The following is a 13,826-nucleotide window of genomic DNA, read 5'->3' as shown; positions in this document are numbered from 1 at the left end:
AAGCCAGGAGCCCATCTCGACGCGAGAGGACCCGTGCCGAACCCACGTATCGTCAACGGAGAGTCACGGTCACAGCGAATTGGGAGGATCTCACGTTCCTGTCGTGCAGTACAGGTGAGAAGCGCACCCGAGCCCACAGTATTGTACGATCTGGGGAATACTTTAGTCCGTCGCGACCCAACCCTCGGGTATGAGCGACACGTTCGTCGTCGTCGGCGGTGACGCCGCGGGAATGAGCGCGGCGAGCAAGGCCAAACGCGAGGACCCCGACCTGGAGGTGGTCGTCTTCGAGAAGGGGCAGTGGGTCTCCTACGCCGCCTGCGGGATGCCTTACTACGTGAAGGGCGAGGTCGACGAACTCGAGGACCTCGTCGCCGTGACGCCGGAGCGGTTCCGCGAGGAGCGCGACGTCGACCTCCGGACCGGCCACGAAGTCGTCGGCGTCGACCCCGAGCGCGAGACGATCACGGTCGAGGGCGACGGCGAGCGGTTCGAGCAGGGCTACGACCACCTCCTCGTGGGGATCGGGGCGAGCGCGATCCTCCCTCCGTTCGACGGCGTCGACCTCGACGGCGTGTTCACCATCCACGACATGGACGAGGCCGGCGAGATCGAATCGTACGTCACCGAACAGTCGCCGGAGCGAGCCGCCATCGTCGGCGGTGGCTACGTCGGCGTCGAGATGGCCGAGGCGCTGTCGGCCCGCGGCGCCGACGTTGCTCTCTACGAGATGCTGCCGCACGTCCTGCAGCCGTTCGGCGGGCAGGTCGCCGAGGTCGTCGAGGACCACCTCCGCGAGCGGGGCGTCGGCCTACACCTCGACACCGCTGTCTCGGGGTTCGACGGTGACGGCCGCGTCGACCGCGTCGTTCTCGAGGACGGTGAATCCGATCCGGCCGACATCGTCGTCGTGGGCGTCGGCGTCAGCCCGAACGTCGCTCTCGCCGAGGACGCCGGGATCGAACTCGGTTCGACCGGTGCCATCGCGACCGACGAGTACGGCCGCACGAACTACGAAAACGTCTACGCGGCGGGCGACTGCGCGGAGGCGCGCCACGTCGTGACCGGCGAACCCGATCACGTGCCGCTGGCGCTGACCGCCAACCGCGCCGGCCGAGCGATCGGTCAGACGGTGACGGGTTCGCCGACGCCGACCGGTGACACCGCGGGCACGGCCATCGTAAAGGCCTTCGACCTCGGCGCCGCGAGGACTGGCGTCATCGACGAAGAACGGGCTCGCGAGGCCGGCTTCGAACCGGTTCGAGTCACCATTACCGACGAGTCACGCGCCGGCTACTACCCGGGCAGCGAGGAGATTCAGATCACGCTCGTCGCGGACCGGGACTCCGGGCGTCTCCTCGGCGGCAGCGTCGTCGGCGCGGAAGGGGCCAAGCGCATCGACTCCGTCGCGATGGCGTTGCACGCCGGCATGACCGTGACGGAGCTACAGAACGCCGACCTAGCGTACGCGCCGCCGTTCAGCCCCGTGTGGGACCCGGTCCTCACGGCCGCGAAGGTCCTCTCGGGGAAGCTCGAATGACCGCGAGCGCTCCCGTCGACGTCTCCGGGCGACGGTCGGAGTTAGTGGAGTTGACGCTCGACTTACTCGCGGTAGACACGTCGAACCCGCTGGGCGACACGCGCGAAATCGTCGACCTGATCGAGGCGTGGCTGGAGCCGCTGGACGTCGAGACCGAACGGTTCGCAGTCGACCCGGCGAAGCCGAATCTCCTCGCGACAGTCCCCGGCGAACGCGACCGGACGTTGCTGTTCGACGGTCACCTGGACACGGTGCCGTTCGACGCAGACCAGTGGTCGCACGACCCGCTGGGCGAGCGCGCCGGCGAGCGAATATACGGGCGCGGCGCGACCGATATGAAAGGCGCCGTCGCGGCGATGCTGGTCGCACTCCGGGCGTACGCCGAGAGCGGGACGACCCCGCCGGCGACCCTCCTGTTCGCCTTCGTCAGTGACGAAGAAGTCGGCGGTGACGCCGGTCTCCCGGCGCTCCTGGACGCCGGACGCCTCGACGCCGACGCGTGCGTCATCGGCGAGCCGACTTGCGAGGAGGGGCGTCACTCGGTGACGGTCGCCGACCGGGGGAGCATCTGGCTGTCGCTGGAAGCGAGCGGTGAGGCCGCGCACGGGTCACGGCCGGTACTCGGCGAGAACGCCCTCGATCGGCTCTATCGAGCCGTCGAAACGATACGCGAGCGCTTCGGGACGCGCGAGCTCCGCGTCGCGTCCGAGATGGCCCCGATCATCGAGGAGTCCATCGAGTACTACACGCCGACCATGGGCGAGGCGACCGCTCGCGACCTCTTTCGGTACCCGTCGATCAATCTCGGCGTCCTGGAGGGCGGTGAGGCGATCAACACCGTCCCGGAGGCCGCCCGTGCGGAGGTCGACGTCCGGCTGACCGCGGGCGTCGACACGTCGGAGGTCCTCGCGGACCTCCGGGACTGCGTCGCGGACTGCGACGGTGTCACGATCGCGGACGTCTCCTGGAGCGTCGGGACCGCGGAACCGATCGACAGTCCACTGGTCGATGCCGTCGTGTCGACCGCCGCAGACGTGACGGGCGAACGCGTGTACCGCCGGAGCGCGACGGGGGGAGGCGACGCGAAGCGCCTCCGCAACGAGGGGATCCCGACGGTCGAGTTCGCGCTCGGGACCGACACAGTGCACGCCGTCGACGAGTACACGACCGTCGACGCGCTCGTCGGCAACGCCGAGGTGTACGCGCTGTTCCCCGTCGCCTGGGCGGACGCGTCCGCCACCGCGTAGGCCGGTCACCGATGTTCGCCGCGAAAGAGTAATACGTCGGGCAGATAATATTGTTTAGTATGGAGTATACTATGCAACAGCAGGTCGACGGGGAGTTCGACGACGTGGTCGAGCGGACGATCGACGCGCTCGGCGAGGAGGGGTTCGGCGTGCTCTGTGACATCGACGTTCGGGCGACCTTCGAAGAGAAGCTCGACGAGGAGTTCCGCCGGTATCGGATCCTCGGCGCGTGTAACCCGTCGCTGGCGTTCGAGGGGCTCGAAGCGGAGATCGAACTCGGCGCGCTCCTGCCGTGTAACGTCGTCGTCTACGAGCGAAGCGAGACGGGTAGCGACTCGGACTCCGCGAGCGGCGATGAACCGCGAGCCGACGACGGGGAGGTCGTCGTGAGCGCTGTCGACCCGGAACAGCTCGTCGGCATCGCCGGAAACGACGAACTCGACTCGATCGCCACGGAGGTCGGCGACCGGTTCGAACGCGTGCTCGGGTCGCTGTGAGCCCGTCGGCTCCCCCTACCAGACGACGTTCCCTGCAGGCGCTGGCTGGAGCGGGGGCGGGCGGACTCGCCGGTGTCATCCTGCGCAGACCAGCCCTGACACGCGTCTGTCTGGCGTACCGGCCGCTCGGCGTCGACACGGGCGGGTCCCGGTGACGATGGACCGCTTCGAGAACACCGGGCAACCGGACTGGGACTGGTGGGGGCGACTGTGGCCGGCGCCCGGGGAGACGCTGCGGGAACTGGGCGTCGAGTCTGGCGACGCGCTCGCGGAGGTCGGCTGCGGGAACGGCTACTTCGCGCTGCCCGCCGCGCGGATCGTCGACCCGGCTCCGGTGTACGCCTGCGACCTCGACGAATCGCTCCTCGCGGAGTGTTCGACCCTCGCCGACCGAACGGGCGTCGAGAACATCGAGACGGTCCACGGAGACGCCCGCCGGCTGTCCGAACACCTGCCGCAGCGGGTCGACCGCGTCCTGCTGGCCAACGCCTTCCACGGCGTCGACGACAGGGGAGCACTCGTCCGGGAAGTCGAGGCGTCGGTCCGCCCGGGCGGTCGGTTCGTCGTCGTCAACTGGCGGGACCGGCCGCGGGAGGAGACGACCGTCGGGGGCGAACCGCGCGGACCGCCGACCGCCCTCCGGATGTCGGCCGAAGCGACCGAGGCGGCTGTTCACTCGGCGGGCGACTTCTCCATCGAGCGACGGGTCGACCTGCCGCCGCATCACTACGGGCTCGTGTTCGAGCGGTAGGGTTCCGACCGACGGGGACACGACTCGTCGGTCGGCGGCAACCCGCCCCGCACCACGTCGAACGTCTATCCCCCAGTGGTTTTTCAGAATCTTGGAATAGCTATGCAATATTAAGACGCTCCGCCGCCGAGGTTCACCCACAAGGATGACTGACACGGACATCGAGTACGACGAGACGGTCGACGCGCGTGGGGCGGCCTGCCCCGGTCCGCTGATGGACCTCATCGGGAAGATGCGGGACGTCGATGCGGGGGCCGTGGTACGGCTGTTGAGCGACAATGACCAGTCGCTGACGGACATCCCCGAGTGGGCCGACGAGGCCGGCAACGACCTGCTCGCGGTCGAAGAGGGCGACGACCACGACGAGTTCTACGTGGAGAAAGCGTGACCAGGCACATCGTCGTCGTCGGCGGCGGGACCGGTGGGACCGTCCTCGCGAACGACCTGGCCGACCGACTGGGCGCCGAGATCGACGCCGGCGACGTCCGGGTCACCCTGATCGACGACGACCCCGACCACGTGTACAAGCCGGTCTGGCTGTACGTGCCCTTCGGACAGCGCGAACCGGCGGACGGTCGCCGGCCGCTCGGCGACCTCGTCGACGACCGGATCGACCTGCGGACCGACCGCGTGACGGGGATCGACACCGACGCGAAGCGGCTCAGCCTCCGGAGGTCATCCGCGTCGGTGGAGTACGACTACCTCACGCTGGCGACCGGGTCGACGCTCGCACCGGAGGATATCCCCGGCCTGGCGGAGGGCGGGCACGACTTTTACAGCGAGGCGGGCGCCACCGCGCTACGGGAGGAACTGCTCTCGTTCACCGAAGGGACGCTCGTGTTGAGCGTCGTCGGGACGCCCCACATGTGCCCGGCTGCGCCCCTGGAGTTCGTGTTCATGGCCGACAGCTGGTTCCGCGAGCGCGGGCTCCGGGACGACGTCGACGTCGTGTACACTTACCCCATTCAGCGAGTCCACGGCAACCCCCACATCGCGGAGTGGGCGCGGCCGCTGATGGACGAGCGGGACATTCAGGTCGAGACGTTCTTCAACGCGGAGTCGGTCGATCCCGAAGAGCAGACGATCACTTCGATGGAGGGGACCGAACTCGACTACGACCTCCTCGTGGACATCCCGCCCCACAGCGGAGTGGACCTGATCGAGGAAGCGGGGCTGGGCGACGGGTGGGTCGACGTCGACAAGCACACCCTGGAAGCCGAGGCCGCGGAGGACGTCTACGCGCTCGGCGACACGGCCGACACGGGCGTCCCCAACGCCGGCAGCGTGGCTCACTATCAAGCGGGCGTCGTCGGGCAGCGACTCGCCAGCGAGGTCCGCGGGCGGCCGGCCACGGCGACCTACGACGGCAAGACGCTGTGTTTCATCGAGACGGGGATGGACGCCGCGTCGTTCGTCGAGTTCGACTACGAGAACCCGCCGTCGCCGGCGCCGCCCTCGGAGAAGCTCCACTGGTCGAAGTTGGCGTACAACGAGTCCTACTGGCTGACCGCGCGGGGGCTGCTCTGAGATGTCCGAGAGAGCCACCATCGCCGACGGTGAGCTGGCGGCGGCCATCGAGGAGAACCCGGAGGCGGTCGCCGCGTTCGTCCGCCGGCTCGACAGCGTCAACGGCCTGCTGGACGTGCTCGCGCTCGGCGAGAGCGCGCTGACCGACGACATGGTCCGGGAGCTGTCGGGCACGACCGCGACGCTCGCCGAGTCCGCCGACGAGATCGCGACCGACGAGACCGTCGGGCTGGCCGGGACCGTCGGCGACAACGGCGCGGAGCTGCAGGACGCCCTCGAATCGCTGGCGGCGCTCCAGCGGACGGGCACCCTCGACGAGCTGATCGAACTCGCCGAGGTGGTGTCGCTGGCCACCGCCGCGCTGGACGACGAGATGGTCCGGTCGCTGGCCGACACCGGCGGCTCGCTGGGTGAACTCGCACAGGCGGCGGCCGACGACGACGCGCGCGACGGGATCGAGACGCTGCTGGAGGGTGTCGGCGAGACCGAGCGCGCACACCCCGAACAGGTCGGCCCCCTCGGGCTCGTCCGTGCGGTCCGGGACCCCGACGTCCAGTACGGACTCGGCTACCTGCTCGCGCTCGCCGCCGCCCTCGGCCGCGCTCGATCAGCCGACACCGACGAACGCAGCGGGCGTCACAGGCAGTAACCGGCCGCACCGAGTAGCATTTCTTTTTCGTCTCAAGACAATCAGAATTCGTGGTGCAGATTTTCGAACCACGAACCACAGTGAGTTGGTAGCGGCCGCGAACTAGATCGACGAGTTCCTCTGCTCGCGCGAGTACGATTCCCGTGGAGGGCGACTCCTACGGGACGGCCTTCGACGATGTTCGACCGCGCGCGACCGGCTCGCCGGCGGGAACGGAGAAGCTCGGTCGGCGTCGGCGGGCGTAGAAGAGAGCGCGGCCGCTGGCGGCTCAGGTCGGCAGGGGGGACGCCTGCCCCGAAAACTACTGGATGTCCACGTTGCCATCCGCGTGGGCGACGACCTCGGACCCCCGGTACTGGAAGCGGATCGCGACCGCGGCGTCGGGGTCGGATCGGTCCAACAGCGCGTCGAGTGCGTCCGGGTCGACGACGTCAGCGAGCGGCGGGGCCAGTTCGCCGGGATCGACGCCCGCTTCCTCGGCGATTGCCGCGACGATTCGGTGGGAGGGGGCGCGGTTCGTCAGTTCCATCAGACGAGCAGTTGGATGTCCGCATCGGCCATGTCCTGGATCGCCGTTGCGGCGCCGACACCGGTGGTGACGCCGTCGTAGAAGTCGTCTTCGTCGTAATCCATCAGCTCGATCGTCATCTGGCAGGCCTGGAACTCGACGCCCATGTCCAGAGAGGTTTCGATGAGCTCCTCGATGGTGGCGGTGTCGTTGTCGTCGATCTTCTTCTCCATCATCGAGGTCGTGACGCGATCCATCCCGGGGAGCGCGCCGACGACGTTCGGGACCGGCATGTTGGGATTACCGACGGAACTCAGCTTGAGGTCCTTCGACCGTTCCTCGTGGAGGATGTCCAGTCCCCAGAACGTGTGGAAGACCGTCACGTCGTACCCGAACGCGGCCGCCGTGCTCGCGAGGATGAGCGGGGGATACGCCATGTCGAGTGTCCCCTTCGTCGCGATGATGGACATCTTCTGCGTGTCGTCCTCGCTGGTGGCGTCCGCGAGCGCGGTCTCCAACTCTTCGACGCGCGCGGCGAGCTCCGCACGCGAGGGGGCGTCGTCGGCCGGCGCGTCGGGTGTGTCCGTACTCATTCTTACTCCGTCTTGCGCACGTAGTGTCTGTACACGTCGTCGGCCTCGACCTGATCTACCAGTTCGACCCCGTCGGTCCCCTCGGCCCAGCCGTCGATGTCGCTCATGCTACCGGAGTCCGTCGCGAGCACTTCGAGGACGTCGCCCTCGTCGAGCTCGTCCACGGCGGACTTCGTCTTGACTACCGGCATGGGACACGATACACCTTTCACGTCGAGCGTCTCCGTGATGTCGAATTCTGCACTCATGGTTGATCTGCTCCGTTGGTCTGTCTTGGAGCTAATGCACAATACCGTTGCCACGGTTAAAAGAATGTTGGTTCTTGTGTTTATCATAAACACCCCGTGTATCAAGACCGGCTGTATTAGTCCCTTCACGCCCTTACCACTCTATTCTAGATTCCCGCCGCCACAACGCCGCATTGGTATTGTGTAATCTATGGATTTCTATGCAAACGCTTTTGTGTCCCAATCCAGTAGGTAGGGGTGTACGACATGAACGCAGAAGACTTCCCGACGCCGGACGTCGAAGTGGAGAGTACCGATCCGGAAACGCTCAAGCGGCGCATCGACGACGGCGAGGACGTCACGCTCCTCGACGCGCGCATGCAATCGGACTACGAGGAGTGGCGCATCGACGGCGAGACCGTCGAATCGATCAACGTCCCGTACTTCGAGTTCCTCGAAGACGAGATCGACGACGCCGTTCTCGAACAGATCCCCGCCGACCGCGAAGTGACTGTCCTCTGTGCCAAGGGCGGCGCCAGCGAGTTCGTCGCCGGCTCGCTGGCCGAGCGCGGCTACGACGTCGACCACCTCGAAGACGGCATGAACGGCTGGGCGAGCATCTACGAGGCCGTCGAGGTCACCGACTACGACGGCGCCGGCACGCTCCTCCAGTACCAGCGGCCCTCGTCGGGCTGTCTGGGCTACCTGCTCTACGACGACGGCGAAGCCGCGATCATCGACCCCCTGCGTGCGTTCACCGACCGCTACCTCGAAGACGCCGACGACCTCGGTGTCGACATCGAGTACGCGCTCGACACGCACATCCACGCAGACCACATCTCGGGCGTCCGCGACCTCGACGAGGAGGGCGTCGAGGGCGTCATCCCCGCGGCGGCGGTCGACCGCGGCGTCACGTACGCCGCGGAACGAAGTTCCACGAGCCCTGCCTCGCAGGCTCGGCAGGACGCCGACGAACTGACCACCGCCGAGGACGGCGATGTCTTCGAGGTCGGCGACGCCACCATCGAGGCCGTCTACACGCCCGGTCACACGACCGGCATGACCTCCTATCTCGTCGACGACAGCCTGCTCGCGACCGGCGACGGGCTGTTCATCGAGTCGGTCGCCCGTCCCGACCTCGAAGAAGGTGACGACGGCGCGCCCGACGCCGCGCGCATGCTGTACGAATCGCTCCAGGAGCGCGTCCTGAATCTCCCCGACGACACGCTCGTCGGCGGCGCGCACTTCAGCGACGCCGCGGTCCCCGACGACGACGGGACCTACACCGCGCCGATCGGCGACCTGGTCGCAGAGATGGACGCCCTGACGATGGACGAAGACGAGTTCGTCGACCTGATCCTCTCGGACATGCCGCCCCGTCCGGCCAACTACGAGGACATCATCGCAACGAACCTCGGACAGCACGCGGTCGACGACGAGGAAGCGTTCACCCTCGAACTCGGCCCGAACAACTGCGCCGCGAGCCAGGAGTCGCTCGCCGGTGACTAACGAGGACCGTCCGTGATCGAACCAGCACCACTCCAGCTTGCCGCCGACCTGTTCCCGAACGGGATCAGTCGCTACGCTGTCGGCGGGTTCCTCGTCGGACTCGGCGCCGTCGTGATCTACCTCGGGACCGGGATCGCCGCCGGTGCGAGCACGTTCCTCGAGTCGACGCTGTCGTACGTCTCGGACCAGTCGCGGTTCCAGCGGTACGTCGCCTCCCGGGACTGGCGCGTCGTGTTCACGCTCGGGATCGTCCTCGGCGGACTCGCGTTCGCGGCGACGGTCCAGTCCGGGCTGGTGTCGAGTTCGCTCTACCAGTCGGGAACCACCGGACAGCTGTACGACGTCGGCGGCGTGACGCTCTGGTCGACGACCGTCCAGCCGTGGCGGCTGTTCGTCGGCGGCATCCTGGTCGGGATCGGAACCAGGCTCGGCAAGGGCTGCACGTCAGGTCACGGCGTCTGTGGCGTCGGATCGGCTTCGAAGACGTCCATCGCCGGCGTGATAACGTTCCTGACGGTGGCAATCGGGACGGCCCAGGTCGTCTCGGCACTGGGGGTGACACCGTAACCGTGAGCGCGAATCGTCATCCCCTGTTCATGCCGCTGATACTCCTCGGCGGCCTGATCTTCGGGTTCGGACTCGGATTCAGCCACATGGCGCGGCCGGAGGTCGTACTGGATTTCCTCCAGTTCGAGGACTTCGGACTGCTGTTCGTCATGTTCGGCGCGGCCATCGTCTCCGGGATCGCCTTCGCACTGGTGCCCCGGATACGCGACAGTGCCCCGCTGACCGGCGATGCCTACGAGCGACGGTTGAAGTCCTTCGACCGGAACGTCCTCGTCGGCGGCGCCATCTTCGGCGTCGGCTGGGGGCTGTCGGGTATCTGCCCGGGCGCCGCCTACGCCAGCCTCGGGACGGGTAACGTCGCGATCCTCTGGGCGCTCGCCGGGATGTTCCTCGGCGCGTACGTCCAGGGGTACTGGCGGAGTCGTCCCGCGGAGACGGACGCCGCCGCGTCGGCGGCAGACTAACCGCTCTCACTTTCTGAACACTGATGAACGTCTCACTCGTCGCGCTGTTCGTACTCGCCGGACTGGCGAGCCTGTTCATGGCGTGGGTCATCGGTGCGGGTTCGAGCGGCGCGACGCCGTTCGCACCCGCCGTCGGCGCCAACGCCATCTCGACGATGCGAGCGGCGTTCGTCGTGGGACTCCTCGGACTCGCCGGCGCCGTCACGCAGGGAGCGAACGTCTCGGAGGCCGTCGGTCGCGGCCTGATCGGTGGCGTAACGCTGCCGGTCACGGGCGTCATCGCCGTCCTGACGATCGGAGCGGGACTCATGGCGGTCGGCATCAAGACGGGCTACCCCATCGCGACGGCGTTCACGGTCACCGGTTCGGTCGTCGGCGTCGGACTCGCGCTCGGCGGCTCACCCGTCTGGCCGAAGTACGTCGAGATCGGCACCGTCTGGGTACTGACGCCGTTCGTCGGCGGCGGCATCGCGTTCGCGATCGCAAGCCTGCTCCCCCGACCCGACGTTCCAGAACGGTACAGCGTCGCCCTCCTGGCCGGGATCGTCGGCGCGGTCCTCGCGAACGTCGAGTTCGGATTCCTCGGCCCGAACGGGACGCCGGGGTCCCTCGCAGCCGTCGCACGACGACTCCTCGGTCTCGACGGCCTCGGCGCGACAGCGGCCATCTCCCTGTTCGTGGCCGTGGCGGTCGCCGGGCTGGTCTCCTGGGACGTCCGCCGCGACGAGGCCGACGGACTCAGGCGAATGTTACTGGCCCTCGGGTCGCTCGTCGCGTTCTCCGCGGGCGGCAGCCAAGTGGGGCTCGCGGTCGGACCGCTGCTCCCGATCCTCGACGACGTGACGCTGGTCTCGTCGTTCGCCCTCCTCGCCGGGGGCGGCCTCGGCATCCTCGTCGGTTCGTGGACAGGCGCGCCGCGGATGATCAAGTCGCTGGCGCAGGACTACTCCTCGCTCGGCCCGCGACGGTCGATCGCCGCGCTCGTCCCGTCGTTCCTGATCGCCCAGCTCGCCGTCCTGCTCGGCGTCCCCGTGTCGTTCAACGAGATCGTCGTCAGCGCGATCATCGGGAGCGGCGCGGCCGTGGGCGGCGGTGACGCGATCAGCGCGAGAAAGATCCTCGTGACCGTCGGTGCGTGGGTCGCGTCGTTCGGCGTCGCGTTCGTCCTCGGCTACGGTGCGATAGCGCTCCTCCCAGTGGCGTCGTAGCACCCTGTGCGGACCCACGGTTGGGTCTGCTGTATCTGCTGCCGATCAGCGCTCTGGTACCAGAAACCGAGACGACGCGAACCGTCGCGCGCGCAGTCCCCCGACTCGACGGGGGACGGGCCGTGTCTTCAGACCGTGCGGGGCGGCGGGACCAGGTAGACGTTCCCCCTGGCCTGGGCGACCACTTCCTCGGAGACGCTCCCGAGCATCAGCCGTCGAAGTCGGCTCCGCCCGCGCGACCCGACCAGCGTCGTGGTGGGCGTGACCGCCGCTTCGACGTCGAGAATTTCTTCGGCCGGGTCTCCCTGTCGGATCTCGATCTCGGTATCGATGTCCCAGCCTTCGAGCGTTTCGGCGAGGTCCGAAAGCGCCGATTCGGGGTCAGTCTCGCTCTGGTCTTTCGGCGATTCCACGTGGACGAGCGTCGCCTCCTGGGTCGCGTGGCGGAGGTACGAGAACGAGTCGAAGGCCCGCTCGGCGTTGTCCGAGAAGTCCGTCGCGAAGAGGACCCGCTGGAAGAGGTGCTCGCGGAGCACCTGGGGGTCGTCGTCGTCGCGTTCGACCCGGTTCACGAGTAACGGGACGACGGTCGTCCGGGCGAGGTTCCGGGCGGTCGAACCGATCACGCGGTTCGCGAGCGGGCTCTGTCCCCGGGAACCGACGATCGTCAGGTCCGCGCGAACCGTCTCCGCGATGCCGTTGATGCGGCGGTACGGCGTCCCGCGGACGACGTGGGTCTCGACGCCAAACCCGGCCGATTCCATCACGTCCCGGTACCGGTCGAGGCCGCGTCGGCGTCGCGCTTCGAGGTCCATCCCCGGCATCCCGGCGTGCACGTTCGCCGGAACGACCGTGACCAAGTGAATCGTCTCGACGCCGATCCGTTCGAGGCACTCCAGGCAGGTCTCGTTCTCGATGGCCGCTTCGCTCGCCGCCGAGAGGTCGGTCGCGTAGATCGCTCTCATACTCGAGAACACGGTCCCGGCGCATAATATTGTTTGGTATTTCCAATACAATGTGTTAGAGACTGGCCCGAGATCCGGATCCGGGGCGAGGACGTGTTCACGAACTGGTTGGGAACTGGAGCCTCGATCGGCCCGACCGTTCGGGAGCAGTATCCGCGCGCGAACGATTTTCTGGTCGCCTTTCGGCCCGTCACGGATCGACTCGAACAGGCCTATATTTCCGTAACGTACGGATGTATTTCGGTGGGTTAGCTGTGCCATCCGTTGCAGTAATATTGTGCGCTAGTTCCAAAACCGTTATGTGGCGCAGTGGATTACCGGGACGTGAGTAGAAATCCATGAATCACGCAATATCCAGCGGGGGGACGACCGATGTTCGGGCTTGAGAGCGCAACCGGCGTCGGTGGCGCGGCCCTCGTCATCGGAGTCGTCCTGCTCGAAGCGATCGTCCTGTACGTCGGATACGGGCTCCTCGAACGCCTGGTCGGACCGGCGCTCGTCGAAGCGCTACGGGGGGATTCGTGATGGAACTGTTCGGCGTCGCAGTGACGTTGCTCGCACTGTTCGCCGGGTTCGGCGTCCTGATCGGCCTCCTGTTCGGCTTCTTCGGGATGGGGGGTTCGTTCCTCGTCACGCCCGCGCTCATGGTGATGGGGTACGACACCAACGTCGCCGTCGCCTCCGGGCTGGCGTTCGTCTTCGCGACGTCCGTGATCGCGACCCTGAAACACCGGGACCTCGGGCAGGTCGACTACAAGCTCGGCGTCCTCATGATCGCAGGCACGACCGCGGGCATCGAGGTCGGGAAGATCGGTCTCCACTGGCTCCAGGAGATCGGACTCGCCGACACAGTGGTGAGTATCATCTACGTCGGTCTCCTCGGCGGGATCGGGGTGTTCATCACCTACACCGCGACGAGAGGAGACGGCGGCGGCGGCATCAGCCACGACGAGGCCGACGGGGAGATCGACGGCGACGACATCCCCGACATCGCGAAGAGGATCCAGTCCTACCGGATCCCCCCGATGATGAATCTCCGCGGCGGGATCTCGGTGTCCCTGTGGATGATCCTCGTGGTCGCGTTCGCCACCGGGCTGCTGTCGGGCTTCCTCGGCGTAGGAGGCGGGTTCATCCGCATGCCCGCCCTGTTCTACCTCGTCGGCGTCCCGGTCCCAGTCGCGGTCGGGACGGACCTCTTCGAGATCGTCTTCTCGGGCGGTATCGGGAGCTTCCTGTACGCGATGGACGGCGCGGTCGACCTCTCTATCGTCGTCCCGCTGCTCGCCGGCAGCGCGCTGGGGGCCCGCCTCGGCGCCGCGGCGACCAGCCTGGTCGACGAAGACGAGATCAAGGTGTACTTCGGCGTGATGCTCCTGCTCGGCGCGCTCGCCGTCGCAATCCGGAAAGTCGGAGAGTTCGCGGATGTGCCCGTGCTCCAGACCGTCTCGCTGGTCATCATCCTCGGTGCGGCGGCGCTGGTGTCCGGAGCCGTCGTCGTCAGTTCCGTTCGAGCACTCCGTACCGAGTCCGCCACCGCGACGAGTACCGCGGACTAGCGGCGCCCGTCGACCCCA

Annotated in this window: 17 protein-coding genes; 13 read left to right on the top strand and 4 right to left on the bottom strand. The window is 67.5% G+C overall.

Going from position 1 to position 13,826, the window contains the following annotated elements:
- Nucleotides 1-190 precede the first annotated feature (190 nt).
- The 7 genes from ACMGFH_RS22045 (at nucleotide 191) to ACMGFH_RS22015 (ending at nucleotide 6,211) form a co-directional block, all read left to right on the top strand.
- Nucleotides 191-1,540 (top strand): FAD-dependent oxidoreductase, encoded by a 1,350-nt coding sequence (locus ACMGFH_RS22045; RefSeq protein WP_415383434.1) that lies wholly within the window; start codon nucleotides 191-193, stop codon nucleotides 1,538-1,540.
- Nucleotides 1,537-2,787: a M20 family metallopeptidase gene (locus ACMGFH_RS22040; protein ID WP_415383433.1), complete on the top strand. Its 1,251-nt coding sequence runs from the start codon at nucleotides 1,537-1,539 to the stop codon at nucleotides 2,785-2,787. The genes ACMGFH_RS22045 and ACMGFH_RS22040 overlap by 4 nt, the downstream gene beginning before the upstream one ends.
- A 59-nt stretch (nucleotides 2,788-2,846) precedes the next feature.
- Entirely contained in the window at nucleotides 2,847-3,284 is a 438-nt protein-coding gene (locus ACMGFH_RS22035) for a DUF302 domain-containing protein (RefSeq protein WP_415383432.1), read from the top strand.
- A 157-nt stretch (nucleotides 3,285-3,441) separates the two neighbouring features.
- Nucleotides 3,442-4,035, top strand: a complete 594-nt coding sequence (locus tag ACMGFH_RS22030; RefSeq protein ID WP_415383431.1) for a class I SAM-dependent methyltransferase — start codon at nucleotides 3,442-3,444, stop codon at nucleotides 4,033-4,035.
- Nucleotides 4,036-4,180: 145 nt separating this feature from the next.
- On the top strand, nucleotides 4,181-4,423 hold the full coding sequence (locus tag ACMGFH_RS22025) for a sulfurtransferase TusA family protein (protein WP_415383430.1): 243 nt from the start codon (nucleotides 4,181-4,183) through the stop codon (nucleotides 4,421-4,423).
- Nucleotides 4,420-5,562 carry an NAD(P)/FAD-dependent oxidoreductase gene (locus ACMGFH_RS22020; RefSeq protein ID WP_415383429.1) on the top strand — a complete coding sequence of 381 codons (1,143 nt, stop codon included), beginning with the start codon at nucleotides 4,420-4,422 and terminating at the stop codon, nucleotides 5,560-5,562. The genes ACMGFH_RS22025 and ACMGFH_RS22020 overlap by 4 nt, the downstream gene beginning before the upstream one ends.
- 1 nt (nucleotide 5,563) lies before the next feature.
- Nucleotides 5,564-6,211 (top strand): DUF1641 domain-containing protein, encoded by a 648-nt coding sequence (locus tag ACMGFH_RS22015; protein ID WP_415383428.1) that lies wholly within the window; start codon nucleotides 5,564-5,566, stop codon nucleotides 6,209-6,211.
- Nucleotides 6,212-6,512: 301 nt separating this feature from the next.
- Here ACMGFH_RS22015 and ACMGFH_RS22010 read toward each other — a convergent pair whose 3' ends face one another.
- Genes ACMGFH_RS22010 through ACMGFH_RS22000 form a run of 3 tightly spaced genes read right to left on the bottom strand, consistent with a single transcriptional unit; the run spans nucleotide 6,513 to nucleotide 7,560 of the window.
- Nucleotides 6,513-6,740, bottom strand: a complete 228-nt coding sequence (locus ACMGFH_RS22010; RefSeq protein WP_415383427.1) for a HalOD1 output domain-containing protein — start codon at nucleotides 6,738-6,740, stop codon at nucleotides 6,513-6,515.
- Nucleotides 6,740-7,312 (bottom strand): DsrE/DsrF/DrsH-like family protein, encoded by a 573-nt coding sequence (locus ACMGFH_RS22005; protein ID WP_415383426.1) that lies wholly within the window; start codon nucleotides 7,310-7,312, stop codon nucleotides 6,740-6,742. Before ACMGFH_RS22005 ends, ACMGFH_RS22010 begins: the two co-directional genes overlap by 1 nt.
- Before the next feature lie 2 nt (nucleotides 7,313-7,314).
- Complete coding sequence (locus tag ACMGFH_RS22000; protein ID WP_415383425.1) at nucleotides 7,315-7,560, bottom strand: sulfurtransferase TusA family protein; 246 nt, start codon at nucleotides 7,558-7,560, stop codon at nucleotides 7,315-7,317.
- Nucleotides 7,561-7,806: 246 nt separating this feature from the next.
- Between ACMGFH_RS22000 and ACMGFH_RS21995 the strand changes: the two genes are divergently transcribed.
- The 4 genes from ACMGFH_RS21995 to ACMGFH_RS21980 are packed head-to-tail and all read left to right on the top strand — an operon-like array spanning nucleotide 7,807 to nucleotide 11,287.
- Nucleotides 7,807-9,048 (top strand): MBL fold metallo-hydrolase, encoded by a 1,242-nt coding sequence (locus tag ACMGFH_RS21995; protein WP_415383423.1) that lies wholly within the window; start codon nucleotides 7,807-7,809, stop codon nucleotides 9,046-9,048.
- 12 nt (nucleotides 9,049-9,060) lie between these two features.
- Entirely contained in the window at nucleotides 9,061-9,615 is a 555-nt protein-coding gene (locus ACMGFH_RS21990; RefSeq protein ID WP_415383422.1) for a YeeE/YedE family protein, read from the top strand.
- A gap of 2 nt (nucleotides 9,616-9,617) precedes the next feature.
- Nucleotides 9,618-10,079, top strand: coding sequence for a YeeE/YedE family protein (locus ACMGFH_RS21985; RefSeq protein ID WP_415383421.1), 462 nt, complete (start codon nucleotides 9,618-9,620; stop codon nucleotides 10,077-10,079).
- Between the two features lie 23 nt (nucleotides 10,080-10,102).
- Nucleotides 10,103-11,287, top strand: a complete 1,185-nt coding sequence (locus ACMGFH_RS21980; RefSeq protein WP_415383420.1) for an inorganic phosphate transporter — start codon at nucleotides 10,103-10,105, stop codon at nucleotides 11,285-11,287.
- A 128-nt stretch (nucleotides 11,288-11,415) separates the two neighbouring features.
- Here the strand turns inward: ACMGFH_RS21980 and ACMGFH_RS21975 are convergent, their stop codons facing one another.
- Nucleotides 11,416-12,252, bottom strand: a complete 837-nt coding sequence (locus ACMGFH_RS21975) for a universal stress protein (RefSeq protein ID WP_415383419.1) — start codon at nucleotides 12,250-12,252, stop codon at nucleotides 11,416-11,418.
- Nucleotides 12,253-12,624: 372 nt separating this feature from the next.
- Between ACMGFH_RS21975 and ACMGFH_RS21970 the strand changes: the two genes are divergently transcribed.
- On the top strand, nucleotides 12,625-12,777 hold the full coding sequence (locus ACMGFH_RS21970) for a hypothetical protein (protein ID WP_415383418.1): 153 nt from the start codon (nucleotides 12,625-12,627) through the stop codon (nucleotides 12,775-12,777).
- Entirely contained in the window at nucleotides 12,777-13,808 is a 1,032-nt protein-coding gene (locus ACMGFH_RS21965; RefSeq protein WP_415383417.1) for a sulfite exporter TauE/SafE family protein, read from the top strand. The genes ACMGFH_RS21970 and ACMGFH_RS21965 overlap by 1 nt, the downstream gene beginning before the upstream one ends.
- The last annotated feature ends 18 nt before the right edge of the window (nucleotides 13,809-13,826 follow it).

Source organism: Halosimplex rarum (genome assembly GCF_047715405.1).
Classification (GTDB): Archaea; Halobacteriota; Halobacteria; order Halobacteriales; family Haloarculaceae; genus Halosimplex; species Halosimplex rarum.
This window is presented reverse-complemented; position numbering and strand designations above follow the sequence as displayed.

Excerpts from the sequence above, each read along its gene's own strand:
- ACMGFH_RS22045 (WP_415383434.1), top strand. The coding sequence starts at position 191 with ATGAGCGACACGTTCGTCGTCGTCGGCGGTGACGCCGCGGGAATGAGC.
- ACMGFH_RS22040 (WP_415383433.1), top strand. The coding sequence starts at position 1,537 with ATGACCGCGAGCGCTCCCGTCGACGTCTCCGGGCGACGGTCGGAGTTA.
- ACMGFH_RS22035 (WP_415383432.1), top strand. The coding sequence starts at position 2,847 with ATGGAGTATACTATGCAACAGCAGGTCGACGGGGAGTTCGACGACGTG.
- ACMGFH_RS22030 (WP_415383431.1), top strand. The coding sequence starts at position 3,442 with ATGGACCGCTTCGAGAACACCGGGCAACCGGACTGGGACTGGTGGGGG.
- ACMGFH_RS22025 (WP_415383430.1), top strand. The coding sequence starts at position 4,181 with ATGACTGACACGGACATCGAGTACGACGAGACGGTCGACGCGCGTGGG.
- ACMGFH_RS22015 (WP_415383428.1), top strand. The coding sequence starts at position 5,564 with ATGTCCGAGAGAGCCACCATCGCCGACGGTGAGCTGGCGGCGGCCATC.
- ACMGFH_RS22010 (WP_415383427.1), bottom strand. The coding sequence starts at position 6,740 with ATGGAACTGACGAACCGCGCCCCCTCCCACCGAATCGTCGCGGCAATC.
- ACMGFH_RS22005 (WP_415383426.1), bottom strand. The coding sequence starts at position 7,312 with ATGAGTACGGACACACCCGACGCGCCGGCCGACGACGCCCCCTCGCGT.
- ACMGFH_RS22000 (WP_415383425.1), bottom strand. The coding sequence starts at position 7,560 with ATGAGTGCAGAATTCGACATCACGGAGACGCTCGACGTGAAAGGTGTA.
- ACMGFH_RS21995 (WP_415383423.1), top strand. The coding sequence starts at position 7,807 with ATGAACGCAGAAGACTTCCCGACGCCGGACGTCGAAGTGGAGAGTACC.
- ACMGFH_RS21980 (WP_415383420.1), top strand. The coding sequence starts at position 10,103 with ATGAACGTCTCACTCGTCGCGCTGTTCGTACTCGCCGGACTGGCGAGC.
- ACMGFH_RS21975 (WP_415383419.1), bottom strand. The coding sequence starts at position 12,252 with ATGAGAGCGATCTACGCGACCGACCTCTCGGCGGCGAGCGAAGCGGCC.
- ACMGFH_RS21970 (WP_415383418.1), top strand. The coding sequence starts at position 12,625 with ATGTTCGGGCTTGAGAGCGCAACCGGCGTCGGTGGCGCGGCCCTCGTC.
- ACMGFH_RS21965 (WP_415383417.1), top strand. The coding sequence starts at position 12,777 with ATGGAACTGTTCGGCGTCGCAGTGACGTTGCTCGCACTGTTCGCCGGG.